Source organism: Nonomuraea terrae (assembly GCF_004348995.1).
GTDB lineage: Bacteria > Actinomycetota > Actinomycetes > Streptosporangiales > Streptosporangiaceae > Nonomuraea > Nonomuraea terrae.
In genome coordinates this window covers 56,754-81,706 of sequence record NZ_SMKQ01000006.1, presented here as the reverse complement: position 1 = coordinate 81,706, position 24,953 = coordinate 56,754, and the positions used below count along the sequence as shown (strand labels likewise).

Here is a 24,953-nt window from a genome sequence, read left to right as displayed (position 1 = left end):
GCGCGGGCTCAGTCCTCGTACGCCTCGAGGGGCGGGCAGGAGCAGACCAGGTTGCGGTCGCCGTAGGCCTGGTCGATGCGGCGCACCGGCACCCAGTACTTCCCGTCGCGCAGCGACGGCACCGGGTAGGCCGCCTCGCTGCGCGTGTACGGGTGCGGCCACTCGTCAGCGGTGACCGCCGCGGCCGTGTGCGGGGCGTTGCGCAGCGGGTTGTCGCTCTTGTCGTAGTCGCCGGAGGCCACCTTGGCGATCTCGCCGCGGATGGCGATCATGGCGTCGACGAACCGGTCGAGCTCGCCGAGGTCCTCGCTCTCGGTCGGCTCGATCATGAGCGTGCCGGCCACCGGGAACGACATGGTCGGCGCGTGGAAGCCGTAGTCGATGAGCCGCTTGGCCACGTCGTCCACGGTGACGCCGGTCTCCTTGGTGATCTGGCGCAGGTCGACGATACACTCGTGCGCCACCAGGCCGCCGCGGCCGGTGTAGAGCACCGGGTAGTGCGGGGCCAGGCGCCTGGCCAGGTAGTTGGCCGACAGGATGGCCTGCTCGGTGGCCGCCTTGAGGCCCTCGCCGCCCATCATCCTGGCGTACGCCCACGAGATCGGCAGGATGCCCGCCGATCCGTACGGGGCCGCCGAGACCGGACCGACCGGGGCGCCGTCACGCAGCGGGTGGCCGGGCAGGTAGTCGGCCAGGTGCGCGCGCACCGCGACCGGGCCGACGCCGGGGCCTCCGCCGCCGTGCGGGATGCAGAAGGTCTTGTGCAGGTTGAGGTGGGACACGTCGGCGCCGAACGCGCCCGGCTTGGCCAGGCCGACCAGGGCGTTGAGGTTGGCGCCGTCGACGTACACCTGGCCGCCGGCCTCGTGCACCTTCTCGCAGATCTCGGTGATGGTCTCCTCGTACACGCCGTGCGTCGACGGGTACGTCACCATGATCGCCGCGAGGGCGTCACGGTGCTTGGCGATCTTGGCGTCGAGGTCGGCGAGGTCGACGTTGCCGTTGTCGTCGCAGGCCACGACGACGACCCGCATGCCGGCCATGACGGCGCTGGCGGCGTTCGTGCCGTGGGCGGAGGACGGGATGAGGCAGACGTCGCGCTCACCCTGGCCGCCCGCGCGGTGGTAGGCGCGGATGGCCAGCAGGCCGGCGAACTCGCCCTGGGAGCCGGCGTTCGGCTGGATGGAGACGGCGTCGTAGCCGGTCACCTCGGCCAGCCAGCTCTCCAGCGTGCCGATCAGCTCCCGGTAGCCCTCGGACTGCTCCTCCGGCGCGTACGGGTGGATCGCGGCGAACTCCGGCCAGGTGATGGGCTCCATCTCGGTGGTCGCGTTCAGCTTCATCGTGCAGGAGCCGAGCGGGATCATGGAGCGGTCGAGGGCGATGTCCTTGTCCTGGAGCTTGCGCAGGTAGCGCAGCATCGCCGTCTCGGAGCGGTACTGGTGGAAGACGGGGTGGGTGAGGTAGTCGCTCTCGCGCAGCAGCGTGTGAGGCAGCGCGTCGGCGGCGCCCTCGATGTCCACACCGGCGGCGGGCGCGCCGAAGGCGGCCCACACCTCGGCGATCTCGGCGGCGCCGGTCTTCTCGTCGCAGGAGACGGAGACGTGGTCGGCGCCGGCCTGCCAGAGGTTGACGCCCCGCTCGGCGGCGGCGGCCACGACCTCAGCGGCCCGGCCGGGCACGCGGGCCAGCACGGTGTCGAAGAACTCGTCGTGCACGACCTCGACCCCGGCCCGGCGCAGCCCGTCGGCCAGGACGACGGCGTACCGGTGCACCCGGTGGGCGATGCGGCGCAGGCCCTCGGGGCCGTGGTAGACGGCGTACATGCTCGCGATGACGGCGAGCAGGACCTGGGCGGTGCAGATGTTGCTGGTGGCCTTCTCGCGGCGGATGTGCTGCTCGCGGGTCTGCAGGGCCAGCCGGTAGGCGGGGCCGCCGTCGGCGTCCACCGACACGCCGACCAGGCGGCCTGGCAGCTGCCGCTGCAGCCCCTCGCGTACGGACATGTAGGCGGCGTGCGGCCCGCCGAACCCGAACGGCACGCCGAACCGCTGCGAGGAGCCGATCGCGATGTCGGCGCCCAGCTCCCCTGGGGCGGCCACGAGCGTCAGGGCCAGCAGGTCGGCGGCGGCCACGACGAGCGCGCCCGCCTCGTGCGCGGCTGCGGCCACGGCGCGGAAGTCGCGCACCCGCCCGGAGGCGCCCGGATACTGGACGAGCACGCCGAAGCACTCGGGCAGCTCGCCGTCCAGCGCGTGCTCCACGATGGTGATGCCGAGCGGCTCGGCGCGGGTGGCCAGCACGGCCTTGGTCTGCGGCAGCGCGTCGGCGTCGATCACGAACACCGAGCTCTTCGACTTGCCCGCCCGGCGGGCCAGCGTCATGGCCTCGGCGGCGGCCGTGCCCTCGTCGAGCAGGGACGCGCCGGCCACCGGCAGGCCGGTGAGGTCGGAGACGACGGTCTGGAAGTTCAGCAGCGCCTCGAGACGGCCCTGCGAGATCTCCGGCTGGTACGGCGTGTACGCGGTGTACCAGCCCGGGTTCTCCAGCAGGTTGCGCCGGATGACGGCGGGCGTGACGGTGTCGTAGTAGCCCAGGCCGATCATGGAGGTGAGCACGCGGTTGCGCCCGGCCAGGGCGCGCAGCTCGGCGATGGCCTCGGCCTCGCCGATCGCGGCGGGCAGCTTGAGGCTGTCCTTGGCCCTGATGGCCTCGGGCACGGCCACCGCCACCAGGTCCGCCACGGACTCGAAGCCGACGGCCTCGAGCATGCGCTGCTGCTCGGACTCCGAGGGCCCGATGTGCCGGGACGAGAAGGGCGGTGCGGTCAGGTCGGTCATGGAGGTGCCTCCCGAGGCTATGGAGACCGGCGCCAGGGCGCGGGCGAGTGCCGGATCTCCCCCTCTGTCAACGGGACCTGAGAGCTTCACCCCGGTGGGGCTTGCACCGTCGGTGAGGCGCGTCTGGCGGACGCGCCTGCTTTCCAGAGTTGCCTCGCCCAGCGGTACCGGATGCCTGAGAGATTCCGGGGAGGGTTGCTCCTTCGGCGCCCCGGGATCAGTGCCCGGGGACTCTCCCGCACGGGGTCGTCAGCCTTACCCGTCCTAGATTACTACGGTGCGCCGGGATAGTGAGGATCGGCCGGGTTCGCCGGCCTGTCGCGGGAGCCCGGATCAGCCGATGCGGCGAGCGCGGCGCCGGCGGGCGAGTTCGTCAGCGGGGTGGTCGGCCGGGACGGTGTCCTCGACCGCCGCGCGTTCCCCCGGCAGCTCCGCGAGGGAGCCCTCGACCTCTCGCCAGACCCGGCCGAGCGCGATGCCGAACACGCCCTGGCCGCCCTGGAGCAGGTCGATCACCTCGTCTGCGGAGGTGCACTCGTAGACGCTGACACCGTCGCTCATGAGGGTGATCTGCGCGAGGTCGGCGACGCCGCGGTCACGCAGGTGCTGCACGGCCGTGCGGATCTGCTGCAGCGACACTCCTGTGTCGAGGAGCCGCTTGACGACCTTGAGCACCAGGATGTCGCGGAAGCTGTAGAGGCGCTGCGAGCCCGAGCCCTGTGCGGCCCTTATCGTGGGCTCGACCAGGCCCGTGCGCGCCCAGTAGTCGAGCTGCCTGTAAGTGATGCCGGCCGCCGCGCAGGCCGTCGGCCCGCGGTATCCGATGTCGTCCGGCAGCGTCGCCGGCTGCTCGTCGAAGAGCAGGCCCTGCTCCCCGGCACGCTGCCGCGCACTCTCGCGCCGCACCGGATCTTCCTGGCCGGCCGTCTTACCCTCGCCGCTGCTGACCGCCACGCGGACCTCCGGCTTTCTCTCATCCCGTGGCCTGATCTGGGGGTTTGTAAAGTGCGGCCACGGGTTTCACTTGCACCGTAGGACCGTGACCATGCTCAGTCAACGATCCGGCTCGGCGCGTCGTGAAGCGTAAATGCACTGAAATACCTACCCCGCGCGGCCGAAGTCCTCGGGAGTGATCGTGTCAAGGAACTCCCTGAACTTCTCCACCTCGTCCTCCTGGTCGTCGGGGATGATCACACCCGCCTCCTGGACGACCTCCTCGCTGGCGAAGATGCGCGCCCCCGTGCGCAGGGCGAGCGCGATGGAGTCGGACGGCCGGGCGCTGACCTCCACGCCGTTGGAGAAGACGAGATCGGCGAAGAAGATGCCGTCGCGCAGCGCGACGATGTTGACCGCCCGCAGGCCGACGCCGAGGGCGCTCAGCACGTCGCGGAACAGGTCATGAGTGAGTGGCCGCGGCGGCGGCTCCTCCGCCTGGGCGAGGGCGATGGCCGTGGCTTCGGTCATGCCGATCCAGATGGGCAGGAACCGTTCCCCGTGTGCCTCCTTGAGCAAGACGATCGGCTGATTTGTGGGCATCTCAACTCTTACGCCCACGACCTCCATCTGCAACACGGGCTGCTCCGTAATCCTGACCGGTCACCCGGCACAGCTCTTCGAACATCGCTTCTGGCTGATTGGCTCTTCGTTTCAACGTAACACCCGCAGGGCCCGGAATGTGCCCCCGCCTCCCAGCTCGCCCCGGCCTCAACCTCCGAGGACCGACCGGACTCCCGTGCGCACAAGGGACGCGTGCAGATCGAGCAGGAGCGTGGACAGCTCCCTCGCCGCCTCGTCGGCCTCGCCGATGGCGCCGGGGGCGCGCCGCTTGAGTATGGGGGCGACGGTCTGCTCGACCAGGCCGCACTCGCGCTCGGCCGCCGCCTTGACCGCGCGCAGATGACGGGCGTGCAGGCCGAAGCGGGACAACGAGCCGACGGTTCGGGCCACGGTGAGGGCCTCCTCGTCGTAGCGGCGGGCCACCGGGGCGAGCAGGCCGTAGTCTTCGAGCTCCCCGAGGGTCTCCTCGTCGATGCCGGCGGCCTCCAGCAGCTCGGCCCGGCTGAGCCTGACCTCCTGCTTGTCCTGCAGCACGCGGGGGCGGCCGAAGCTCTCGGCCATCTTGTCCTTGATCACCCGCAGCGGCAGGTAGTTGTCGCGCTGCTCGGTGAGGATGAAGCGGAGCTGCTCGACGTGCAGGTGGGTGAACTTGCGGAAGCCGGACGGGCTGCGCTCGGGCTCGATCAGGCCCTCACCCTCGAGGAACCGGATCTTGGAGACGGTGACATCGGGGAACTCGCCCTGCAGCAGGGCGAGCACCTCCCCGATGCTCATGTGCGAGCGTGCGGCCTGTGAGCTCATGCCGCCTCCCGCAACGGCTCCCCCACTGGGGACGTCTCCATGGGTCGCTCACTCCGCCCGCTCATGCGCCTGGGTTGCCGCGCATCAGGAAGAGAAGGCGGAACTTGCCGATCTGCACCTCGTCTCCGGAGTGCAGCGGAACCTCCTCGATCCGCTCGCGGTTGACGTAGGTGCCGTTGAGGCTGCCCACGTCGCGCACGGAGAACTGGCCCCCGCGGTGCCGGTAGAACTCGACGTGGCGGCGGGAGACCGTGATGTCGTCGAGGAAGATGTCGCTCTCCGGGTGGCGCCCGGTCGTGGTCAGGTCTTTGTCCAGCCTGAAACGGCTGCCCTGGTTGGGGCCCCTGGTCACCGTGAGCAACGCCGCGCCGGGCGGGAGCTGCTCGACGAGCGCCCGCTCGGCCAGCAGCATGTCGCCTGTCTCAGCCTCGTACGCCTCGATTCCCGCGACGGAGATCGTCGACGTGGTGTCCCCGGAGACCTCGGGTCTGGTCAGCGGTGACCCACAGCGGGAACAGAAACGGGCATCCTCGGGGTTGGCGTGCCCGCACTGCGTGCAGTAGACGCTCGGCATCGATCGGCTCGGCCTCCTACCGCGAAGACACGGTGCTTTCGGGCGCGCCTGCCTTCGCTCTTTCACGTTTGCGAATGCCGCAACTTACGCTGATCAGCGGCAAAGGTCAAGGCGGGGCGCTGGACTCGGGTGTCGGACGCAGACAAAGTTACCGCTGCGCCCGCCCCGTGGTCCATGCCGCCGCGCGTTTCAACATTACGATCTTGCGGCACTCCGCGCGCACGTCGCGGGCATGGATTTTTCCGGGATCAGGTGGCGGCCTGCTCGACGATGCGGGCCCAGCGTTCGAGCAGGGTCTGGGCGGCGTCCACGTCCCACGCCTCGGCCCACAGGTCGGTGACCGGCTCGGCGGCGGCGGGCAGCACGAGCACCCAGCTGCCGTCGTCGCGGGCCACCCGGACGCCGTCGGTGGTGTCGATGCGGCAGCCGTCGGGCTCGGCCTCGGCGGCCTCCATGACCGAGCGCATGACGGCGCCCTTGGCCGCCCACGGCGTCGGCACGGCGCGTTTGAGCAGCTTGACCTCGGGGATCCGCGCGTCGATCTGGCTGAGCGACAACCGGGTGCGGGCGACCAGGCCGAGCAGCCGCATGAACGCGGCCAGCCCGTCGATGGCGGGGCTGAACTCCGGGACCACGAAGCCGCCGCGCCCGTCAGCGGCGAAGATCATGTCAGGGCCGGCGGCGGCCGAGGTGAGGGCGTCGAGCGAGGTGGTGGTCCACTGCACCTGGACGCCGTGGAAGCGGCAGACCTGCTCGGCGACCCGGGTCGTGGTGACCGGCAGGGCCACCCGGCCGCCCTGGCGTTCGGCGGCGACCAGGTCGAGCACGACGAGCAGGGCGCGTTCCTCGCTGATCAGCTGGCCCTTCTCGTCGACGAGGGCGATGCGCTCACCGACCGGGTCGAACCGCACGCCGAACGCCGCCCGCGAGGAGCTGACCAGCTCCGACAGGCGTTGCAGGTCGCGGCGGCGGCCGGCCAGCGTCTCGGTGGGCGAGACGTCGTCGAGGCGGGCGTTGACGGTGAGCACCTCGACGCCGACCCGCCCGAGCAGCGTGGGCAGCACGAGCGAGGAGGTGCCGCCGGCACAGTCGACGACCACCTTCATGTCGCGCACGCCGCTCACGCCGACGTGGGTGAGCAGCTCGTGGGTGTAGTCCTCGACGGCCCTGGACGGGTAGGTGAGCTCGGCGATCTCGCCGGGGAAGGCGCGGCGGAACTCCTGGCGGGAGAAGACCCGCTCCAGCTTGCGCTGGGCGGCCGGCGGCAGGTCGGCGCCGCGGCCGTCCATGATGACGATGTCCACGCTCTGCGGGTCGCCCGGGGTGGTGCGCAGGGCGATGCCGCCGGCCGCCGACTCCCTGGCGGTGTGGAAGCGGGTGACGGGCATCGGGGCGGCCTCGAGGTCGAGCACGTTGATGGCGCTGGCGGTCAGCGCGGCGTTGACGGCCCGCTTCAGCGCCCTGGCGGCCAGCGAGCAGTCGCGGGAGGTGACGACGTGGGCGCCCTTGCGCAGGGTGGTGGCGTACGCGCTGGCCAGGCGGACGCAGAGCTCGGTGGTGATCTCGACGTTGACCAGGCCGCTGACGCCGCGCGGGCCGAACAGGTTGCGCTGGCCGCGCGACTCCCAGATGACGCTGGTGTTGACGACCGCGCCGGCCTCGATGGTCTTGAACGGGTAGACCTTGACGCCGCTGGAGACGTACGCCTCGGCCTCGATGACGCACTCGTCACCGATGACGGCGTTCTCCTCGATGCGGGCGCCGGCCATCACGTCGGTGCTCTTGCCGATGACGCAGCCGCGCAGGTGGGCGCCGGGGCCGAGGTAGACGTTGTCGTGGACGACCGCGCGGTGCAGGAAGGCGCCCTCGCGGACGACCGCGTTGTTGCCGAGCACGGTGTACTCGCGCAGCTCGGCGCCCGCCTCCACCTTGGCGTAGTCGCCGACGAGCAGCGGGCCCTTGAGCACGGCGTCGGGGTCGACCGAGGCCGAGTCGGCCACCCAGACGCCCGGGGAGACCTCGAAGCCGCCGATGTCGAGCTGGACCTTGCCCGACAGGGCGTCGGCCTGGGCCTTGAGGTAGCTCTCGTGGGTGCCGACGTCCTCCCAGTAGCCGTCGGCCACGTAGCCGTAGATGGCGGCGCCGCCGGCGAGCAGGGCGGGGAAGACGTCGGCGGACCAGTCGACCGGTACGCCCTCGGCGACGGCGTCGAGGACCTCGGGCTCCATGACGTAGATGCCGGTGTTGACGGTGTCGGAGAAGACCTGGCCCCACGTGGGCTTCTCCAGGAAGCGCTGCACGCGGCCGGACTCGTCGACGATGATGATCCCGAATTCGAGCGGGTTGGGGACGCGTTTCAGGCCGATCGTCACCAGCGCCCCATTTTCCCGGTGAAAACGGATCATGTCGGACAAATCAATATCCGTCAGGGCGTCGCCGGAGATGACGAGGAATCGGTCGTCGCGGAGCCGGGCGGCGGCGTTCTTGACGCTTCCCGCGGTGCCGAGGGGGACGTCCTCGGTGGCGTACTGGAGGTGCATGCCGAGCTCGTCGCCGTCGCCGAAGTAGTTGCGCACGAGGGCGGCGAGGAACTGCAGCGTCACCACGGTCTCGGTCACGCCGTGCCGCTTGAGCAGGCGTAACACGTGTTCCATGATCGGGCGGTTGGCCACGGGGAGCAGGGGCTTGGGCTGGTTGGCGGTCATCGGACGCAGCCGAGTGCCCTCCCCGCCCGCCATGACGACCGCCTTCACCCGATCACTCCTTCTTGGCCGCGATTACGAGTTGTCGCACCTGTACCACATACAGCACCCCCGCCCACCAGTACAGGCCCGTTCCCCAGAGTGCGAATGCCCACCCGACGATCTGGGCTATATCGGCATACCACCCAGCATGGGAGGCAAGGAAGAGGAGCGGGAAGGCGTACATGAGGTTGAACATGGCCGCCTTGCCCAAAAAATGCACCTGAAGTGCCCTATATCCGTATTTGCGGAGTACGAGGATGGAACATCCGACGAAGGCCTCGCGCAGGAGGATGGCGGCGACGAGCCACCAGGGGATGATCTCGCGCACCAGCAGCGCGAAGATCGTGGAGAACACGTAGAGCTTGTCGGCGGCCGGGTCGATGAGCCGGCCCAGACGGCTGGTCTGGTTGAACGCGCGGGCGATCTTCCCGTCGAGCCAGTCGGTGAAACCCGCCACCGCGAGCACGCCGATGGCCCAGCCGTCCTCCCTGGGCCCGAGCACGAGCCAGAGGAACACGGGCACACCAAGCAGGCGCAGGAAGCTCAGCAGGTTGGGGACCGTCCAGATACGGTCCTCGGCGGAAGTTTCACTCACGCAGCAGACCCTACTGCGTGGAACTCGGTCTCAGCGGTCTCGGATGGGCACATCTGTTCCATCCGTTTCCGCTGGTGATGTCCGGTTTCTTGACCGGAACGGGTCAGGCGGAGCCCGGCGGAGCTCGCTCAGCCGCGTACGGCCTCCAGGAACGCCCGGATCAGGGCGGAGTCCTTGACCCCTGGCGCGGTCTCCACACCGCTGGAGACGTCGACGCCCCACGGGCCGGCGGCGGCGATGGCCTCGCGGACGTTGGCCGGGTCGAGGCCGCCGGCCAGCATCCACTGCCCCGAGGGGCGGCCGCGCACCGCGGCCCAGTCCCACGGCTGACCGGAGCCTGCGTGGGGGGCGTCGACGATGAGCAGGTCTTCGTCGTAGGCTCCGCAGCGCAGCTCGGCCTGGGCGTCCACGGCCCGCACGAGGCGGACGCCGAGGTCCTTGAGCGCGGTGAAGTCGCCGTGGGGATGGCGGCCGTGCAGCTGGACGCCTCGCACCCCGGAGGCCAGCACCGCCGCGCGCACGGCCGTGGGGTCCTCCCCGCGGAACACGCCGACGGTGAGGACGTGTGCGGGCACGAGGGCGGCCAGCTCGGCGGCCCGCTCGGGCGTGACGCGGCGCGGGCTGCGGGTCATGACGAACCCGATGGCGTCGGCTCCGGCCTCGACGGCGGCGGCGACGTGTTCCGGCTCGCTCAGGCCGCAGATCTTCACATACACGCCTCCGACCTTAGCGGCGGCGGGCGGCCGCCGGTGACCACGCCCAGATCAGCACCGCGGTGATGAGGCCGAACAGCGCCACCCCGTTGGGCACGTGCGCGCCGAGCCACATCCAGGTGACGTGCTGGGCGCCGCCGATGAGGAACAGCGCGACGCTGGCCAGCGCCGGCCAGCCCGCCCCGCGTCCGGGACGCCAGACGAGCACCGCCAGCACGGTCTGGACGAGGGCCAGCAGGTGCACGACCATGCCGGCCATGAGGTGGCTCTCGAGCATCGAGTCGGACTCCACCGACTGGCCGGCGAACGAGGCGGCCACCAGCAGCGCCGCCGCGTGGGCGGTGACGGCGACGCGCAGGCCGTAGAGCAGCCCGGAGGAGGCCTGGCCGCCCGGCTCGGTGCGGGGGGCGGCGGCTGTTTCTCGCATGATGATCCTTTCGGGGACTGTCAAGGACCACATGGTCGCCGCGCGGACCCCGGCCGGTCGTCAGCCTGGGGGATGACCCGCCGCTACACCTCCGGGCGGACCCGCCCCGATCAGCCGCCGCGCCTGGGACGTACGGGGCGGAAGGAGGCGTCGACGAGGCCGGTGCGGTGGGCGACGACGGCGGCCTGGATGCGATTGCGCAGGCCCAGTTTCTCCATGGCCGCGGCGATGTGGGTCTTGACCGTGGTGACGCCGACGTGCAGCTCCTCGGCGATCTCCGCGTTGGACAGGCCCGTGCCGACCAGGGCGAGCACCTCCAGCTCGCGCTCGGTCAGCCCCGGGGGCGCCGACGGGGCGGCGGCCTGCTCCTCCGCGTCGAGGAAGCGCTCCACGACGCGGCGCAGCACTGACGGGGCGAGCAACTGCTCGCCGGCCGCGGCCCTGCGGACGGCGTCGACCATGCGCTCGGGGTCGTCGTCCTTGACCAGGAAGCCCACGGCGCCGGCGCGCAGCGCGGCGTAGACGTTGCCGTCCTCGGCGAACGTGGTCAGCACCACGATCCTGACGCCGGGCCGGGCGGCGAGCACCCGCCTGATCGCCTCCAGGCCGTCGACCCGCGGCATGCGCAGGTCCATGAGGATCACGTCGGGCAGGTGGCGCTCGGCCAGGCGCACGGCCTCGGCGCCGTCCTCGGCCTCGGCCACGACCTCCATGTCGCCGGTGGCCTGCAGCAGCATGCGCACGCCCGCGCGGACGAGCGCCTGGTCGTCGGCCACGAGCACCCGGATCACGCGGCGCTCCCCGAGGGCAGCCGGCTGGGCAGGTGGGCGGCCAGCAGCCAGCCGCCCTCGCCGTCGGGGCCGGCGCTGAGGGTGCCGCCGAGGGCGCGCACCCGCTCCCGCATCCCGGCCAGACCGCGCCCGGAGGAGGGCAGCCGCTCGACGACCGTGGGTGGGCGGCCGTTGCGGATCTCGACCTCCAGCCCCTCCTGCGTGGGGACGACGGAGACGCGGACCCGGGTGCCGGGGCCTGCGTGTTTGAGCACGTTCGTGAGTCCTTCCTGGACGATGCGGGCCGCGGAGGCGCGGGCGATGAGCGGGGCCTGGTCGGCGGCCGGGTCGAGATCGAGGTCCACGACGAGGCCGGCGGAGGCCATGCGCTCGGCGGACTCGCGTACGACGTCGGCGGGGTTGGCCGGCAGGTCGGGCTGACGGTCGGGGTCGCGCAGCAGATCGAGCAGGTCACGCAGGTCCTGCAGGACCTGGTGGCCGGTCTCGCGGATGTCGTTGAGCGCGTCGGCGACGGGGCCGTCGGGGGCGGTGTAGCGGGCGGCGCCGGCGCGCAGCACCATCGCGCCGACGTGGTGGGCGACGATGTCGTGCACGTCGCGGGCGATGCGTTCGCGTTCGGCGAGCTGGTCGGCCCGCACCTGGGCGACGGCGGCGCGCGCGGCCTCCTCGGCGCGCAGCCGCTCTGCGGCCACCGCGGCCCGGCGCACGCCGAGGTAGCGGCCGATCGCGATGGGCGTGGCGACCAGCGACATCAGCACGCCGACGCGGAAGGCGGTGATCTCGGTGTCGTCGCCGACCACGGCGATGGCGGTCAGCAGGCAGCCGGTCAGGTACGCCGCGACCGTCCACGGCCACGACTGCACCCGCATGGCGAACACGCCGATCGCGATGAGCGTCAGGATCACGCACGTGTTGACGGCGTCGTCCAGATAGGTGTCGGCGCAGACCAGCAGCACGCCCTGCAGCAGGAAGACCAGGCCGGGCAGCCGGCGGGCGATGCCCAGCGACAGGCCGCCGACGACGGCGAGCAGGCCGACCACCCAGACGGGCAGGCTGCCGGAGTGCCAGGTGGTCCACGTGCTGAGCACGGTGATGGCCACGCCGCCGGCCGCCAGCAGCGCGTCGGGGGTGACATCGCGCTCGTCGAGGCGTTCGGCGGAGCTGCGCAGGTACGCGCCGAGCACGGCGGGGAAGACGGGCAGCAGCACGGAGTACACCCACATGTTGCCGGTGGGCGCGGCGCCGGGGTCGGCGACGTTGAGCGCGGTCGCGACGATCGTGGCGACGACGGCGAGCACGGTGGCCCGCGCCTTCGAGCGGAATCCGGCCACGCCGAGCGCCACGCACACGAGGATCTGCGCGGTGTTGGAGGTGAACGAGCCGATCTGGTCGGTGAGGGCGAGAAAGGCGGCGAGGTAGAGGGTGACCGGGACCGGCCAGCGGCGTACGAGACCCATGGGCAGGCCGACCAGCAGCGCCATCGGGATGTTCGCCTCGGCGGGCAGGAATGAGGTGTCGCCCGCGTTCGCCGTGGTCAGCAGGTCGAGGCTCATTCCCGAGGCCGCGAGCAGGACGTCCAGCGGCACACCACGCCAACGCATGGACACAAGGTATCCGCCGGGCGTGACCGGCTGATCCCCCGCGCGGAGGACCCCGCCTCCTCCAAGTGGCCGGACATCCGCCCGGAGGGTGGAGCGATCTACCCCGATCTTGCTCTACGTTCGGGTCATGTCGAACGACACCGCAGTTTTCCTCGGACAGTTCCTGCGCTCCCCCGGCACCATCGGCGCGGTCGCTCCCAGCTCCCGGCGCCTGGCCGCGGCCGTCTGCGCGCCGATCCCCGAACGCGGCGAGCCTGTCGTGGTCGAGCTCGGGCCCGGCACGGGCTCGTTCACCTCCGAGATCCAGCGGCGGCTGGGCGGGCGGGGCCACCACCTGGCCGTTGAGCTCAACGACAAGATGGCGCGCCTGCTGTCCGAGCGTTTTCCGGCCGTTGACGTCGCGCACGCTGACGCGGCGAAACTGAGCCAGTTGCTCGGTGAGCGCGGGCTGCGCTCGGCCGACGTGGTGGTGAGCGGGCTGCCTTGGGCGGCGTTCCCCGACGGGTTGCAGCGGGATCTGCTGACGGCGGTGACGACGTCCATGACGCCGGGAGCGGCGTTCACGACGTTCTCCTACATCCACGCCATCCCGCTCAGCTCTGCGCGGCGTTTCCGTGCGCTGCTGGCCGAGCGGTTCGAGGAGGTCGTGCACGGGCGTACGGTCTGGCGCAACACTCCCCCGGCCTTCGTCTTCACCGCACGTCGTCCCCGCTGACGGCACTGGATGGGGGTCCGGCCGCCCGATCGGCGCCTGGATCGGGTGGCCGTACCATCGCCGGGAAGCTCCCTGCTCAACTCCCTGGCGGGTCTTGTCCCGGGTGTCGCGGCGGGCTCATGCGCCCTCTCGTGCCCCCGGGCGTTCGGGTGGCTGACCTCCTCCTCGGCCGTCTCAGCGGATCCACCGTCATGAGGGCTCGCCTACCCGGGTGCGGGGGAAGCACACGCGCCGCTCAGCCGAACGACGGGGGCCGCTTCTCGCGCAGCGCGCGCACGCCTTCGGCCACGTCAGGGCCGGTGAAGCCGAGGAACTCCATCGCCAGGGAGGCGTCGAACGACGGGCCGGCCAGGCGCAGCCAGTTGTTCAGCGAGTATTTCGTCAGCCGGATGGCCTCCTGCGCGCCCGCGGCCAGCCTGACGGCGATCTCCATCGCCTTGGCGGGCACCTCGTCGTCGTCGACGCACAAACTGACCAGCCCCATGCGCTCGGCTTCCTCGCCGGTGACGGGCTCGCACAGCAGCAGGTGGTATTTCGCCTTGGCCAGGCCGCACAGCAGCGGCCAGACGATCGCGGCGTGGTCGCCCGCCGCCACCCCGAGGCGGGTGTGGCCGTCGATGATGCGGGCGGTGCGGCCGGCGACGGAGATGTCGGCGAGCAGCGCGACGGCCAGGCCCGCGCCGACGGCCGGGCCCTGGATGGCGGAGACGATCGGCTTGGAGCAGTTGAGTACGTTGTAGACGAGGTCGCGGGCCTCGGCGAACACGCGCAGCCGGGTGGCGTGGTCGCGGGTCATCTCCTCGATCATCGACAGGTCACCGCCGGCCGAGAACGCCCGCCCCTCCCCCGTGACGAGGATCACCCGGACGGAGTCGTCGCGGTCGGCGTCGCGCCAGACCTCGCTCAGCTCGCGGTGGGCGGTGGCGTCGACGGCGTTGAGCCGGCCCGGCTCGCTGATCGTCACCCGCAGCACGCCCTCGGCCGGGGTGTCGGTCCTGAGCTTGGCGTACGGGCCCGTCACCACGCCTCCCGCAGCCGGCGGGCGACGTAGTCGCGGGCCTCGGTCGCCTGGTCGAACAGGCCGGGCAGGACGAAGAAGCTGTGCACCGCGCCGTCGAACCTGCGCAGCTCGGCAGGCACCCCCGCCTCGGTCAGCCGGTGGGCGTAGCGCTCGCCCTCGTCGCGCAGCACGTCGTATTCGGCCGTCACGACGGTGGCCGGGGCCAGGCCGGACGCGTCGGGCAGGCGCAGCGGCGACAGGCGCGGGTCGGCCGGGTCGGCGCCGGGGGCGTACTGGCGGGCGAACCAGGCCATCTCCTCGGCGTCGAGGCCGTAGCCCTTGGCGAACTCGGCGTAGCTCGGCGTGTCCATCGCCACGTCGAGCACCGGGTAGACGAGCACCTGGTGGGCCAGGCGCAGCCCGGCGTCGCGGGCCTGCCAGGCGGCCACGGCGGCCAGGTTTCCGCCGGCGCTGTCGCCGATCACGGCCACGCTGCCGTTGCTCTGGTAGAAGGCGGGCCGGGCGAAGATGTCGCGCACGACCGTCCAGGCGTCGTCGGCGGCGGCCGGGAACGGGTCTTCGGGGGCCAGGCGGTAGTCGACCGACACGACGACCGCGCCGGTGCGGATGGCGAGGTCGCGCCCGGCGGCGTCGTTGCGCTGGACGCTGCCGAAGACCCAGCCGCCGCCGTGGAAGTAGACCACGACGGGCAGCGGCCCGTCGCCGGGGTCGGCGCGGTAGATGCGGACCGGGACGCCCTCGGCCAGCTCGTCGCGGACGAGCGGCAGCTTGGTCAGCGGGCCACGGTGGAGCGCCAGGGCGTCGCGCGCGCGCATCTCCCGGATGGCGGCCAGGTCGAGCGTGGCCAGGTCGGCGTTGAGATCCGACGGATACCGGGCGAGGTGATCGCGCGCCTGGGGGTGCAGCGGCATGATCGAAGCCTATCGGGCCGCCTCGACGAACGCATCGAAGAGCCGATTGTCGTCACCGCGCTCAGGGTGCCACTGGACGCCCACGCCGAAGCGGTGGCCCTGCAGTTCGACGCCCTCGACGATCTGGTCGTCGGCCCAGGCCACGGCCAGCAGGCCGCTGCCGAGGCGGCGTACGGACTGGTGGTGCGGCGTGGTGACCTCGACCTTGTCGCCGACGGCCTTGCCGAGCTTGCTGGAGACGCTGACCTGGATGGTGTGGCCGCCGCCGGGCTCGGCGTGGCGGTCGTCGCCGAGCACCTCGGGCAGCCACGGGATGAGCGTGCCGCCCTGAGCGACGTTGAGGACGTGCATGCCGCGGGCGATGGCCAGGATCGGCACGTCGGCGCGGACGGCGGCCCTGGCCAGGGCCAGCTCGAACCGGTCGCGGTGGGCCTGGGGCTCGGGCACCCGCTCGTCGGGCTCGCCGTTGTAGGTGTCGGCCCCGACCTCGACGCCGCCGGCCAGGACGACGCCCCGCAGGCCGCGTACGTAGTCGTCGACGGCGTGCGTGCCGAGCGGTGGCAGGACCACGGGCGCGCCCCCGGCACGCGAGACCGCCTTGGCGTAGGAGGGCGGAGAGAGCACGGCCTCGCGGACCCAGTCTCCCCAGCGGGCGGCTTCGAAGTAGGCGGTGATACCGATCAGGGGTCGGGACATGCGGTCTCCAGGGGGCATGGTGGAGTTCGCGCCGTCACCGGCCGGACCGGGGCGGCGGGCACACGCCCCATCATGGCGCACTCTCTTTCCCGATGGTCACCCCTCCCAAAGATCCCTTGGCTCCCGCAGGGCACTACTTCCGGCTTTCGTCCCTTTCTTCCCCTGAGCGCGAAGATCCCGCTCAGGGAAGGCGGGCGGCGGTCTCGGCGATCAGGTGAGTGAGGATCGAGGCGCCCCGAGGCGGTGACCGAGGGCGTCGGCTAGCCACCAGGAGGCGTCCGTGCGCGGCGAGGGCGAAGAGTCGCGCGCCCACCGAGGCGACCCGCCGGGAATGCAGGATCAATCGCTGGGCGGACGGGTCGTGGAAACCGCTTTCACGCGACATTTCCGCTTGTCGGCCCATGTTTCGACCAATGCGATGGTCATTCACATTCGCCGGTGACAAACGTCCGAAGGGCGGCTGCGGATAATCACAGCACCACTACGGATAGTTCGGCTTCGCACCTTATTGGGGTGAAACGGTTGTGACGCGCCATCAGTGGTGTAACACTCACTTTCGAGCGCAGGGCATATGCCGGGGTGGGGCCCGGCGCTCACGACCCGGAGCCGTCAGGGAGGTGGAACGACAAGACCGGAACGCGTTTCCGGTCAAGGGGTGGGATTGGAAATATGTCGTTGAATCCGCGCCTGGTAAAGGAGAGTTTCTCCGTCGTCGAGCCGCAGGCCGCCAAGGCCACGGCCTACTTCTACGGCCGGTTGTTCGCTGAGAGTCCGCATCTGCGTGGCATGTTCCCGCCGGCGATGGACATCCAGCGCGACCGGTTGTTCAGCGCGCTGACGCGCATCGTGTGGAGCGTGGACAGCCCGGACGGCATGGCGGCCTATCTCGGGCAACTCGGCCGGGACCACCGCAAGTACGGCGTGGTCGCCGACCACTACACGGCCGTCGGCAACGCGCTGCTCGCCACGATCCGCCGCTTCGCCGCCGACGTGTGGACGGACGAGATCGAGGCTGCCTGGGTGTCGGCGTTCGCGGCGGCGGCCGACGCCATGATCCGCTCGGCCGAGCAGGACGCCGGGGTCTCCCCCGCCTGGTGGCTGGCCGAGGTCGTCGACCACGAGCCGCGCCACCGCGACATCGCCGTCCTCACGCTGCGGCCGACGCAGCAGCTGCCGTACACGCCGGGGCAGTACGTCAACGTGCAGACCGCGCGCTGGCCCCGGGTCTGGCGGACGTTCTCCATCGCGAACGCGCCGCGCCCGGACAACACGATCAGGCTGCACGTACGCGCCGTACCGGGGGGCTGGGTCTCCACGGCGCTGGCCCGGCACACCCGCATCGGCGACACGGTCATGCTCGGGCCGCCGATGGGCACGATGGCGCCGCGCGAGAACAGCGAGCGCGACGTGTTGTGCGTGGCCGGTGGCACCGGGCTGGCCCCGCTGAAGGCGATCATCGAGGGGATCATCGACTCCGGCCGCCGGCCCAACATCCACCTGCTGTACGGCGCCCGCACCGCCGACGAGCTGTACGACCTGCCCGACCTGATCAGGATGGAGTCGTCGTTCCCCTGGCTGCGGGTGCTGCCGGTGGTGTCGGACGAGCCCTCCTACGACGGCATGCGCGGCCATCTGCCGGAGGTGACCCAGCGCTTCCACTCGTGGGCCGAACACGACGTGTACGTGTGCGGCCCGACCGCCATGGTCAACGAGACCGTACGCCGGCTGCAGTCGGACGGCGTGCCGCTGTCGCGCATCCACCGCGACGTCGTCCCTGACGAGCGCGCCGTGTAGCCCGCCTTCGCACGAGGAGGTCGCCGCTAGCTCCTGCGGAACGCCTGGGCGGTCTCCTCGTCGTTCGGCCAGAAGGTCTCGATCGCCAGCTCGGAGACGGTCACGTCCACCGGAACGCCGAACGTCGCGATCGTCGTGAACATGGACAGCACCCGGTCGCCGGCCGCGATCCGCAGCGGCACCAGGATGTCGCCGGGGCCGGGCACGTGCGCCACGTTCAGGTCCACCCCGGGGTAGGTGTACGAGGCCAGCTCGTCGTGCAGCTCGGCCAGCCGCCCGTCGCCCGACACCTCGGCCTGGCGGCGCAGCTGGGGCAGCAGGTGGGCGCGCACCTCGGCCAGGTTGAGCAACCTTCCGCCCATCGCCTCCGGGTGCAGCGACAGGCGCATCACGTTGACCGGCTCCTCCAGCAGCTCGGCCGGCACGCCCTCCATGAACATGGCCGCCGCACCGTTGGCCGCCACCAGGTTCCACGCCGCGTCCACCACGAGCGCCGGGTAGGGCTCGTGCCCGGCCAGGATCTTGTCGAGCGCCTCGCGGACGACGCGCATCTCGCGTACCTCGTGTTCGGGATAGACGGGGGCGAACCCGGCGGCCACCAGCAGCCTGTTGCGGTGCCGCAGCGGCACCTCCAGCTCCTCGGCCAGCTTCACCACCATCTCGCGGCTCGGCCGGGCGCGGCCGGTCTCCAGGAAACTGATGTGGCGGGCCGACACGCCCGCCTCGATGCCCAGGTCCAGCTGGCTCACCCGCCGCCGTTGCCGCCACGACCGCAGCAACGCACCGAACGACTCCTCTTCCACGGCGACAGCACTCATGCCAGGCACGCTATCGGCCCGCGGGGAAGGGCCGCGATTACCTCACAGGTCATGCCGCCTCGTTCTCCGGGCGGTGCGGAATCGCCCAGTCCTCGGTTACTGTCGGTGGCGCGTGGCACGATGGCCGCAACCGAACATGGGAGCGTGCTATGAGTGACGCAGTGCTCGCGATCGGCACCAGAAAGGGCCTGTTCCTGGCCCGCTCGACGGGCGGCGGTCCCTTCGAGGTCCAGCCGATCCAGTTCTCCACGGTCGCGGTGCCCTCGGTGGCGATCGACACCCGCGGCGCCACCCCCCCGGCTCCTGGCCGGCATCGAATACGGCCACTTCGGTCCGTCGGTCATGTATTCGGACGACCTCGGCCAGACCTGGCAGGAGGCGGAGCGCCCGCCGATCGCCTTCCCCGAGAAGACCGAGACGACGCTCACGCGGGTCTGGCAGATCACGCCCTCGCCGTCGGAGCCCGACGTGGTGTGGGCGGGCGTCGAGCCGGCCGCCCTGTTCCGCTCCGAGGACCGCGGCGTCACCTACGAGCTCGTCGAGGGCCTGTGGGAGCACCCGCACCGCGAGCGGTGGGAGCCGGGCGGCGGCGGCCTGTGCCTGCACACGATCGTCCCCCACCCCACCGACCCGCGCAGCATCGGCATCGCGGTCTCGGCCGCGGGCTTCTACCGCTCCTTCGACGGCGGCGTGTCGTGGGAGGCGGCCAACCAGAACATCCGGGCCCCGTTCATGCCGGAGGGGCAGCAGTACCCCGAGTTCGGGCAGTGCGTGCACAAGGTGTGCCTGCACCCGTCCCGGCCCGACCGTCTCTACCTGCAGCACCACTTCGGCGTCTACCGCAGCGACGACTTCGGCGGCACCTGGAAGGACGTCGGCGCGAGCCTGCCGTCCGACTTCGGCTTCCCGATCGTCGTCCACCCGTCGCGGCCCGGCACCGTCTACGTGCTGCCGCTCCACGCCGACATGGACCGCACGCCGGTGGGCCACCGCTACCGCGTGTACCGCAGCGACGACGAGGGCGAGACCTGGCAGCCGCTCGCCAAGGGCCTGCCCGATGAGCCGGTCTACGCGACGGTGCTGCGCGACGCGATGACCGCCTCGGAGGCGGGGGTGTTCTTCGGCACGCGCGACGGCGAGGTCTACTGCTCGCGCGACGACGGCGACACCTGGTCCCAGGTCGCCCGCCACCTGCCCGACGTCCTCACGGTCCGCGCGGCGGTCCTCTAGCCGTTGCCTTCCTCCTCGGGGGAGTCCGTCCCACGCCACCCTCCGCCCCGCCCACAGGGCTCCTCCTCCGGGGCAGAGGAATGCCTGTGGGCCGGGCTCTCTTCCGTACGGCTGCCGGTCCGGATCCGACGGCGAAGGCCGGTGTGCCACGCCGAGGGCCGGTGTTCCCGGCTGGTCCGACCGCGCCGGCCGATGTACCCAGCTGGGCCCGCGGTTGGGGCTGGTGTGCCAGACCGCAGCGACGATGTGGGCCGGTGTGCGGCTCGCGCGTTCGGCGGCACTGTCGGTGATGGGCTCGGGCGGCGTCAGCGTTGGCCGTGCTGCTCCGCAGGTGTCCGATTCCTTCCTGGCCTGTCGAGGGCCGGGGTTCCACGGAGGTGTTCGATGACGGGACCGGTCACGATGGTGGTCTTCGTGCTGCCGAGCGTGCTGCGGCGGTGGGTGAGCGGGCACACCGAGGTCAAGGTCTTCGCCGTGAGCGCCGACCGCGACTCCCCGCCCACCCTGGGCTCGGCCCTCGACACGCTCCGCCGTACGCACCCTCTGCTGGAGGAGCGGCTGCGCGACGAGTACGGCCGCATCCGCCGCCACATCAGCATGATCGTGTGCGGCGAGAACACCCGCGGCGTCGGCGGCCTCGACTGCGCCCTTCCCCCGGGCGCCGAGGTCTACGTCCTGCCCGCCCTCGCCTAGGAAAGCGCCCAGGAGCAGCGCCCACGACCGGCGCCTGAGACCGGCGCGCCGAGACCGTCAGACCTTGCGCCAGCCCGGGATCCAGGCGCCGTCCTCGACGACGTAGTCGCCGAAGAGGGCGGGCGCCTCCACGCGCATGAGCTCGCCGATGCGCTGGAAGAGCATCCGGATCTCCTCTTCGGCGCCGGCGGCGGTGCGGGCCTCGATCGTGTGCCGCAGCGTGCGCACGTTGGCGGTCCACACGAGCCCGGTCGCCACGCCCTCGGGGGCGAAACGGCGCATGAACGACGTGCGGTGCTTCTTCTCGGAGAAGTTCACGCCCTCCTCGTCAAGCCCGAAGTGCTCGGCCATCCACAGCTGGAACTGCTCCAGCTGCTCCAGCACGGCGGAGGCCCGCTTCATCAGCTCGTCGTCGGCCTGCGCCCACTCGGGGAACCAGAACGGCAGCTCCTCCAGCCGGACGAAACGCATCGACTCCTGCGAAATGGCCACCCCTGGGCGGTGACGGACCAGTTCGTGCGTCAGCACGCGGCTCACGTTGTGGAGCACGAAGCTGAAGCTGATGTGCTCCAGCACGGAGCCGTGTGCGCTGGCGAGGATGTTACGCAGGTAGTCGTCCTGGTTGTCCCTGATCCTGACCACGTTGGGGTTGAGGCCGGGCTCGAAGGAGCGGTAGCAGAGCCGGCCGGCGAACTCGGCGAGGTTCTGCGCGTCGAGATCACCGCGGTCGAGCCGCTCGAGCCAGCTCTCTCCCCCGACCTCGCGGAGGTAGCGGGCCAGCTCGTCGTAGTCGAGCGCCGGACGGGCGACGATGAAGACCTCGGGTTCGACAGTGCGCATTGGGGAGCCCCCGCTCGGATCGGCAGTGTGACGGCCCAAGCAAACCAGGTCACGGCCATGAGCGCGACTCAGGCGCCCGGCGCACACACCAGCGTACCGGGGCAGGCGGGCGGCGGCGCGGGCCAGGTCACAGGCGGTAGACGCGGCGGGCGTTGGCGGAGCCGATCATGTGGGCGACGCGGGCGGCGTCCGCGGCGCTCCATTCGCCCTGGGCGAGCCGGGAGCCGAGGGCGGCGGCCAGGGCGCGGCGGTGGGACAGGGCGGCGAGGTAGGCGGTCTCGGCCAGGCCCCGGCAGCCCGAGCTGAACAGCTGCTTGTGGAACGGCGCCAGCTCCAGCAGCTCGTCCATGACCCGGGCCGAGGCGGCGGCGGTGTGGGGCAGGGCGAGGCCGACATCGACGTACACGTGGGGCAGCGCGCCGGCGAGGTAGGCGGCCTGGCGGTGGTACGGGTAGCAGTGCAGCAGGATGATCGGCACGCCGAGCGGTTGCAGCTGCCGGGCGAACGCGCCCAGCCGGGCGGGGTCGGCGCGGTGCGGCTCGGCCGGCGCCCGCCCGCCGAAGCCGGTGTCGAACTGGACCGGCAGCCCGCGTTCCCTGGCCACGTCGATCGCGCACCACAGCAGGTGGCGCAGCAGGACGGGGTCGGTGAGCGGCTCCTTGGGGTCGGCCAGGCGCCGGTTGGCGGCCGCGATGACCGCTCCCCTGGTGGGCCTCGCGGGGTCGAAGTCGAGGCCGTGCAGGGCGCCGATGACGGTCTTGAGCCCGACCGCGCGGGCGGCCCGCGCGGTGAGCTCGTCGCCGAGTCCGTCGAGGTAGTCGACGGCGATCTGGGCGGTCTCGGCCACGTCGCGTTCGATGCGTTCGATGCGGACGAGCTCGTCGGCGGCGGCCCCGCCGTGGCGGCCCATCTCGGCGGCGGTCAGCGTCTCGACGTCGTCGGCGGCGGTGTCGATGAGGAACGCCACCACCCCCGCCTCGCCGAGCAGGCGCCGGTTGACCTCAACGGCGCCGAGCTCGGCCCGGCGGGCGAGGTAGACGGCGGGCGGCGCGTGCGGATCGAGGTCGAGCACGGGCGCGCACCAGCGCCGTACGGCCACGCCGAACGGGGTGTCGAAGCGGGTGGTGCCGGGCGGCGCAGAGGCGGCGCCGTCGCCGATGAGCAGCTCGAACTGCGCCCGGCTCAGGTCGTCGCGCCGCACCCCGTGACAGTGGTGGTCGACGAGCGGGGCGAGCAGCGCGTCACGCACCGTGCCGGGCAGGTCTACGGGGAGCATGCGGAGACTCTAGGGGAGCTCCGCACGCCCCCGCCCGCGTTTTACCTACCTGCGGGACAGACGCAGCACGTTCGCGATGATCTTCGCTCCGGCGCCGCCCTCCTGGGTCAGGATCGACTCCGGGTGGAACTGCACGGCGTAGCGGCGGCGCCGGACGTCCTCGATGGCCATGACGTTGCCGTCGGGGGTGAGGGCGGTCGGAGTGAAGCCGACCACGCCGGGCCGCTTGGTGTGCAGCGAGTGGTAGCGGGCCGCGGTGAACTCCGGCGGCAGCCCGTCGAGCAGCGCGCTGTCGCCGAGCCGCGCGACCCGGCCGCGCTTGCCGTGCTCGGGGTAGTCGAGCAGCTCGAGCGTGCCACCGGCGTGCTCGACCATGGCCTGCAGGCCCAGGCAGACGCCGAACACCGGCAGGTCGCGGGCGTAGATCTGGTCGAGCAGGGCGGAGATGCCGAAGTCGGTCGGCCAGCCGGGGCCGGGCGAGAGCACCACGAGGTCGGGCGCGATCTCGTCGAGCATGTGGACGGGGAAGCCGTGGCGCAGCGTCACGACGTCGGCGCCCTCCTGGCGGAAGTAGTCGGCCAGGGTGTTGACGAAGGAGTCCTCGTGGTCGACCAGGAGCACCTTCAGGCCCAGGCCGGGCTGCTCGCGGGGCTCGGCCACCGGCACGGAGTCGGGCCGGCCGACCGCCGCGAGGGCACCGAGCAGGGCGCTGGCCTTGAGCTCGGTCTCGCGCTCCTCGGCCTCGGGGTCGGAGTCGAACAGCAGCGTCGCCCCGGCTCTGACGGTCGCCACGCCGTTCTTGACCTGCGCGGTACGCAGGGTCAGGCCGGTGTTCATGGAGCCGTCGAAGCCGATGAAGCCGATGGCGCCGCCGTACCAGCGGCGGGTGGTGGCCTCGTGGTCCTCGATGAACTGCATGGCCCACGTCTTGGGGGCGCCGGTGACGGTGACGGCCCACATGTGGGTGAGGAAGGCGTCGAGCGCGTCGAACTCGGGGCGCAGCCGGCCCTCGATGTGGTCGACGGTGTGGATGAGCCGGGAGTAGAGCTCGATCTGGCGGCGGCCGATGACCTTGACCGTGCCGGGGACGCAGATGCGCGACTTGTCGTTGCGGTCGACGTCGGTGCACATGGTCAGCTCCGACTCCTCCTTCACGCTGGACAGGAGGGTGCGGATGGCCTCGGCGTCCTCGACCGGGTTGCTGCCGCGGGCGATGGTGCCGGAGATGGGGCAGGTCTCGACGCGGTCGCCGGTGACCCGGACGTACATCTCGGGTGAGGCGCCGACCAGGTGCTCGCCTTCGCCGAGGCTGATGATGAACTCGTACGGGGCCGGGTTGCTCCTGCGCAGGCTGCGGTAGAAGGCGGACGGGTCGGCGCAGGGGGCGTGGAAGACCTGGCCGGGCACGACCTCGAACAGGTCGCCGCGCTTGAACTTCTCCTTGGCCGCGGCGACGACCTTGGCGTATTCGCCTCTCTCCGGGTTCTTCGGCAGCTCGCCGGTGGCCGCCTGGGGCAGGGTCTCGCCGGTACGCTCCAGGCCGCGCGTGCTGACGCCGTCGACGGTGAACTCGTAGCGGAACTCGAGGCTGGTCTCGCGCTGCCGGTCGATCACCACCAGCCGGTCGGGCAGGTGGAGCACGAGGTCGCGCTGGCCGTCGGGGCGCAGGAGCTCCTGCCGGATGGGCTCGAACTGGAAGGCCAGGTCGTAGCCGAAGGCGCCGTAGAGGCCGAGGTGGGGGTCGTCGCCCTTGAAGGCGGCGATGACCTCGCGGATCGCGGTGAACACGGTAGGCCGGCGGCTGCGCATCTCCTCCGGCAGCAGGTCCTCCGACTCGGGCACGTGCACCTCGACGCGGTCGGCCGTGGGCTCGGTGAGCGGCTTGCCCGCGGCCAGGAGGCAGGAGGCGACGGCGGGCAGCACGATCCGGCCGCGCTCGTTGAGGGCCGTCGCCGCGATGGTGCGGCCCTTGGCGACCAGCTCCAGGCACGGGTCGACGTAGCCGAAGGCCCATCGGCTGTAGCGGCCCGGGTAGTCCATGCCCGAGGAGAAGGCGCCGCCGCGCCGCTCGCCGAGAGCCGTGACGATCTCTTCCAGGGCGGCTTCGTCGACCTCGCGTGACTCGCGTTCGACGCCGATGCCCCCGGCGGTGGTATATCCGCTCGTCGCCATTTCCTGCCCCTTACCACGTCAAATGATCGAGCCCCGGGGCGGACACGAGAAAGGCCGCCATCCGGGGCGGCCAGTCCGTCGAGAATGCGAAACCCGCGCCGCCTAGGAGCGGCGCCACCACTGGAGCTGAGCGTGATTTCGCAT

Annotated in this window: 23 protein-coding genes and 2 riboswitches; of the genes, 5 read left to right on the top strand and 18 right to left on the bottom strand. The window is 71.6% G+C overall.

Going from position 1 to position 24,953, the window contains the following annotated elements; genetic code table 11:
* Positions 1-8 precede the first annotated feature (8 nt).
* From gcvP to E1286_RS04055, 11 genes are all read right to left on the bottom strand, one after another.
* On the bottom strand, positions 9-2,840 hold the full coding sequence (gcvP, locus tag E1286_RS04105; RefSeq protein ID WP_132608926.1) for an aminomethyl-transferring glycine dehydrogenase: 2,832 nt from the start codon (positions 2,838-2,840) through the stop codon (positions 9-11).
* 57 nt (positions 2,841-2,897) lie between these two features.
* Positions 2,898-2,992, bottom strand: a riboswitch (glycine riboswitch).
* Positions 2,993-3,089, bottom strand: a riboswitch (glycine riboswitch). It abuts the riboswitch before it with no gap.
* Positions 3,090-3,173: 84 nt separating this feature from the next.
* A complete protein-coding gene (locus tag E1286_RS04100; protein ID WP_111175690.1) occupies positions 3,174-3,794 on the bottom strand; it encodes a MerR family transcriptional regulator in 621 nt (206 codons plus the stop codon).
* 147 nt (positions 3,795-3,941) lie between these two features.
* On the bottom strand, positions 3,942-4,412 hold the full coding sequence (locus E1286_RS04095) for a bifunctional nuclease family protein (protein WP_090771501.1): 471 nt from the start codon (positions 4,410-4,412) through the stop codon (positions 3,942-3,944).
* A 132-nt stretch (positions 4,413-4,544) separates the two neighbouring features.
* Positions 4,545-5,198 carry a transcriptional regulator FtsR gene (gene ftsR, locus E1286_RS04090; protein ID WP_165969555.1) on the bottom strand — a complete coding sequence of 218 codons (654 nt, stop codon included), beginning with the start codon at positions 5,196-5,198 and terminating at the stop codon, positions 4,545-4,547.
* A 61-nt stretch (positions 5,199-5,259) separates the two neighbouring features.
* Positions 5,260-5,772: a double zinc ribbon and FHA domain-containing protein gene (locus E1286_RS04085; RefSeq protein ID WP_132608925.1), complete on the bottom strand. Its 513-nt coding sequence runs from the start codon at positions 5,770-5,772 to the stop codon at positions 5,260-5,262.
* 248 nt (positions 5,773-6,020) lie between these two features.
* A complete protein-coding gene (locus tag E1286_RS04080; protein ID WP_132608924.1) occupies positions 6,021-8,525 on the bottom strand; it encodes a mannose-1-phosphate guanyltransferase in 2,505 nt (834 codons plus the stop codon).
* 4 nt (positions 8,526-8,529) lie between these two features.
* On the bottom strand, positions 8,530-9,111 hold the full coding sequence (gene clsA, locus E1286_RS04075) for a cardiolipin synthase ClsA (protein ID WP_132608923.1): 582 nt from the start codon (positions 9,109-9,111) through the stop codon (positions 8,530-8,532).
* 128 nt (positions 9,112-9,239) lie between these two features.
* The gene (locus E1286_RS04070; protein WP_132608922.1) at positions 9,240-9,827 is read right to left on the bottom strand and encodes a phosphoribosylanthranilate isomerase; all 588 of its coding nucleotides are present in this window, start codon (positions 9,825-9,827) and stop codon (positions 9,240-9,242) included.
* A gap of 10 nt (positions 9,828-9,837) precedes the next feature.
* Complete coding sequence (locus E1286_RS04065; protein WP_132608921.1) at positions 9,838-10,251, bottom strand: hypothetical protein; 414 nt, start codon at positions 10,249-10,251, stop codon at positions 9,838-9,840.
* A gap of 110 nt (positions 10,252-10,361) precedes the next feature.
* Positions 10,362-11,042: a response regulator gene (locus tag E1286_RS04060; RefSeq protein ID WP_132608920.1), complete on the bottom strand. Its 681-nt coding sequence runs from the start codon at positions 11,040-11,042 to the stop codon at positions 10,362-10,364.
* Positions 11,039-12,643, bottom strand: a complete 1,605-nt coding sequence (locus tag E1286_RS04055; protein ID WP_246074420.1) for a sensor histidine kinase — start codon at positions 12,641-12,643, stop codon at positions 11,039-11,041. Before E1286_RS04055 ends, E1286_RS04060 begins: the two co-directional genes overlap by 4 nt.
* 127 nt (positions 12,644-12,770) lie before the next feature.
* On the opposite strand from E1286_RS04055, the gene E1286_RS04050 reads away from it, so the two are divergent.
* Positions 12,771-13,358 carry a class I SAM-dependent methyltransferase gene (locus tag E1286_RS04050; protein WP_132608919.1) on the top strand — a complete coding sequence of 196 codons (588 nt, stop codon included), beginning with the start codon at positions 12,771-12,773 and terminating at the stop codon, positions 13,356-13,358.
* Between the two features lie 235 nt (positions 13,359-13,593).
* On the opposite strand, the gene E1286_RS04045 is transcribed toward E1286_RS04050, so the two are convergent.
* Genes E1286_RS04045 through E1286_RS04035 form a run of 3 tightly spaced genes read right to left on the bottom strand, consistent with a single transcriptional unit; the run spans position 13,594 to position 15,986 of the window.
* Positions 13,594-14,379: an enoyl-CoA hydratase/isomerase family protein gene (locus E1286_RS04045; RefSeq protein WP_246074418.1), complete on the bottom strand. Its 786-nt coding sequence runs from the start codon at positions 14,377-14,379 to the stop codon at positions 13,594-13,596.
* On the bottom strand, positions 14,376-15,290 hold the full coding sequence (locus E1286_RS04040) for an alpha/beta hydrolase (protein WP_132608917.1): 915 nt from the start codon (positions 15,288-15,290) through the stop codon (positions 14,376-14,378). Before E1286_RS04040 ends, E1286_RS04045 begins: the two co-directional genes overlap by 4 nt.
* Positions 15,291-15,299: 9 nt before the next feature.
* Entirely contained in the window at positions 15,300-15,986 is a 687-nt protein-coding gene (locus tag E1286_RS04035) for a gamma-glutamyl-gamma-aminobutyrate hydrolase family protein (RefSeq protein WP_132608916.1), read from the bottom strand.
* 280 nt (positions 15,987-16,266) lie between these two features.
* On the opposite strand from E1286_RS04035, the gene E1286_RS47510 reads away from it, so the two are divergent.
* Positions 16,267-16,428, top strand: a complete 162-nt coding sequence (locus E1286_RS47510; protein WP_165969554.1) for a hypothetical protein — start codon at positions 16,267-16,269, stop codon at positions 16,426-16,428.
* Between the two features lie 227 nt (positions 16,429-16,655).
* The gene (locus E1286_RS04030) at positions 16,656-17,780 is read left to right on the top strand and encodes a globin domain-containing protein (protein ID WP_132608915.1); all 1,125 of its coding nucleotides are present in this window, start codon (positions 16,656-16,658) and stop codon (positions 17,778-17,780) included.
* A gap of 26 nt (positions 17,781-17,806) precedes the next feature.
* On the opposite strand, the gene E1286_RS04025 is transcribed toward E1286_RS04030, so the two are convergent.
* Positions 17,807-18,598, bottom strand: coding sequence for a helix-turn-helix domain-containing protein (locus tag E1286_RS04025; protein ID WP_132608914.1), 792 nt, complete (start codon positions 18,596-18,598; stop codon positions 17,807-17,809).
* 342 nt (positions 18,599-18,940) lie between these two features.
* On the opposite strand from E1286_RS04025, the gene E1286_RS04020 reads away from it, so the two are divergent.
* Both E1286_RS04020 and E1286_RS04015 read left to right on the top strand, forming a co-directional pair.
* Positions 18,941-19,828, top strand: a complete 888-nt coding sequence (locus E1286_RS04020; protein WP_246074416.1) for a WD40/YVTN/BNR-like repeat-containing protein — start codon at positions 18,941-18,943, stop codon at positions 19,826-19,828.
* 384 nt (positions 19,829-20,212) lie between these two features.
* Positions 20,213-20,521, top strand: coding sequence for a ubiquitin family protein (locus tag E1286_RS04015; RefSeq protein ID WP_223189528.1), 309 nt, complete (start codon positions 20,213-20,215; stop codon positions 20,519-20,521).
* Positions 20,522-20,578: 57 nt separating this feature from the next.
* On the opposite strand, the gene thyX is transcribed toward E1286_RS04015, so the two are convergent.
* The 3 genes from thyX to E1286_RS04000 form a co-directional block, all read right to left on the bottom strand.
* Positions 20,579-21,361 carry an FAD-dependent thymidylate synthase gene (gene thyX / locus E1286_RS04010; protein ID WP_132608913.1) on the bottom strand — a complete coding sequence of 261 codons (783 nt, stop codon included), beginning with the start codon at positions 21,359-21,361 and terminating at the stop codon, positions 20,579-20,581.
* Between the two features lie 127 nt (positions 21,362-21,488).
* The gene (locus E1286_RS04005) at positions 21,489-22,637 is read right to left on the bottom strand and encodes an amidohydrolase family protein (protein WP_132608912.1); all 1,149 of its coding nucleotides are present in this window, start codon (positions 22,635-22,637) and stop codon (positions 21,489-21,491) included.
* 45 nt (positions 22,638-22,682) lie between these two features.
* Positions 22,683-24,809 (bottom strand): anthranilate synthase component I, encoded by a 2,127-nt coding sequence (locus tag E1286_RS04000; protein ID WP_132608911.1) that lies wholly within the window; start codon positions 24,807-24,809, stop codon positions 22,683-22,685.
* Positions 24,810-24,953: the final 144 nt, after the last annotated feature.

Excerpts from the sequence above, each read along its gene's own strand:
- E1286_RS04025 (WP_132608914.1), bottom strand. The coding sequence starts at position 18,598 with ATGAGTGCTGTCGCCGTGGAAGAGGAGTCGTTCGGTGCGTTGCTGCGG.
- E1286_RS04005 (WP_132608912.1), bottom strand. The coding sequence starts at position 22,637 with ATGCTCCCCGTAGACCTGCCCGGCACGGTGCGTGACGCGCTGCTCGCC.
- E1286_RS04040 (WP_132608917.1), bottom strand. The coding sequence starts at position 15,290 with ATGCCGCTGCACCCCCAGGCGCGCGATCACCTCGCCCGGTATCCGTCG.
- E1286_RS04030 (WP_132608915.1), top strand. The coding sequence starts at position 16,656 with ATGTCGTTGAATCCGCGCCTGGTAAAGGAGAGTTTCTCCGTCGTCGAG.
- gcvP (WP_132608926.1), bottom strand. The coding sequence starts at position 2,840 with ATGACCGACCTGACCGCACCGCCCTTCTCGTCCCGGCACATCGGGCCC.
- E1286_RS04085 (WP_132608925.1), bottom strand. The coding sequence starts at position 5,772 with ATGCCGAGCGTCTACTGCACGCAGTGCGGGCACGCCAACCCCGAGGAT.
- ftsR (WP_165969555.1), bottom strand. The coding sequence starts at position 5,198 with ATGAGCTCACAGGCCGCACGCTCGCACATGAGCATCGGGGAGGTGCTC.
- E1286_RS04035 (WP_132608916.1), bottom strand. The coding sequence starts at position 15,986 with ATGTCCCGACCCCTGATCGGTATCACCGCCTACTTCGAAGCCGCCCGC.
- E1286_RS04055 (WP_246074420.1), bottom strand. The coding sequence starts at position 12,643 with ATGCGTTGGCGTGGTGTGCCGCTGGACGTCCTGCTCGCGGCCTCGGGA.
- E1286_RS04015 (WP_223189528.1), top strand. The coding sequence starts at position 20,213 with ATGACGGGACCGGTCACGATGGTGGTCTTCGTGCTGCCGAGCGTGCTG.
- thyX (WP_132608913.1), bottom strand. The coding sequence starts at position 21,361 with ATGCGCACTGTCGAACCCGAGGTCTTCATCGTCGCCCGTCCGGCGCTC.
- E1286_RS04000 (WP_132608911.1), bottom strand. The coding sequence starts at position 24,809 with ATGGCGACGAGCGGATATACCACCGCCGGGGGCATCGGCGTCGAACGC.
- E1286_RS04065 (WP_132608921.1), bottom strand. The coding sequence starts at position 10,251 with ATGCGAGAAACAGCCGCCGCCCCCCGCACCGAGCCGGGCGGCCAGGCC.
- E1286_RS04050 (WP_132608919.1), top strand. The coding sequence starts at position 12,771 with ATGTCGAACGACACCGCAGTTTTCCTCGGACAGTTCCTGCGCTCCCCC.
- E1286_RS04020 (WP_246074416.1), top strand. The coding sequence starts at position 18,941 with ATGTATTCGGACGACCTCGGCCAGACCTGGCAGGAGGCGGAGCGCCCG.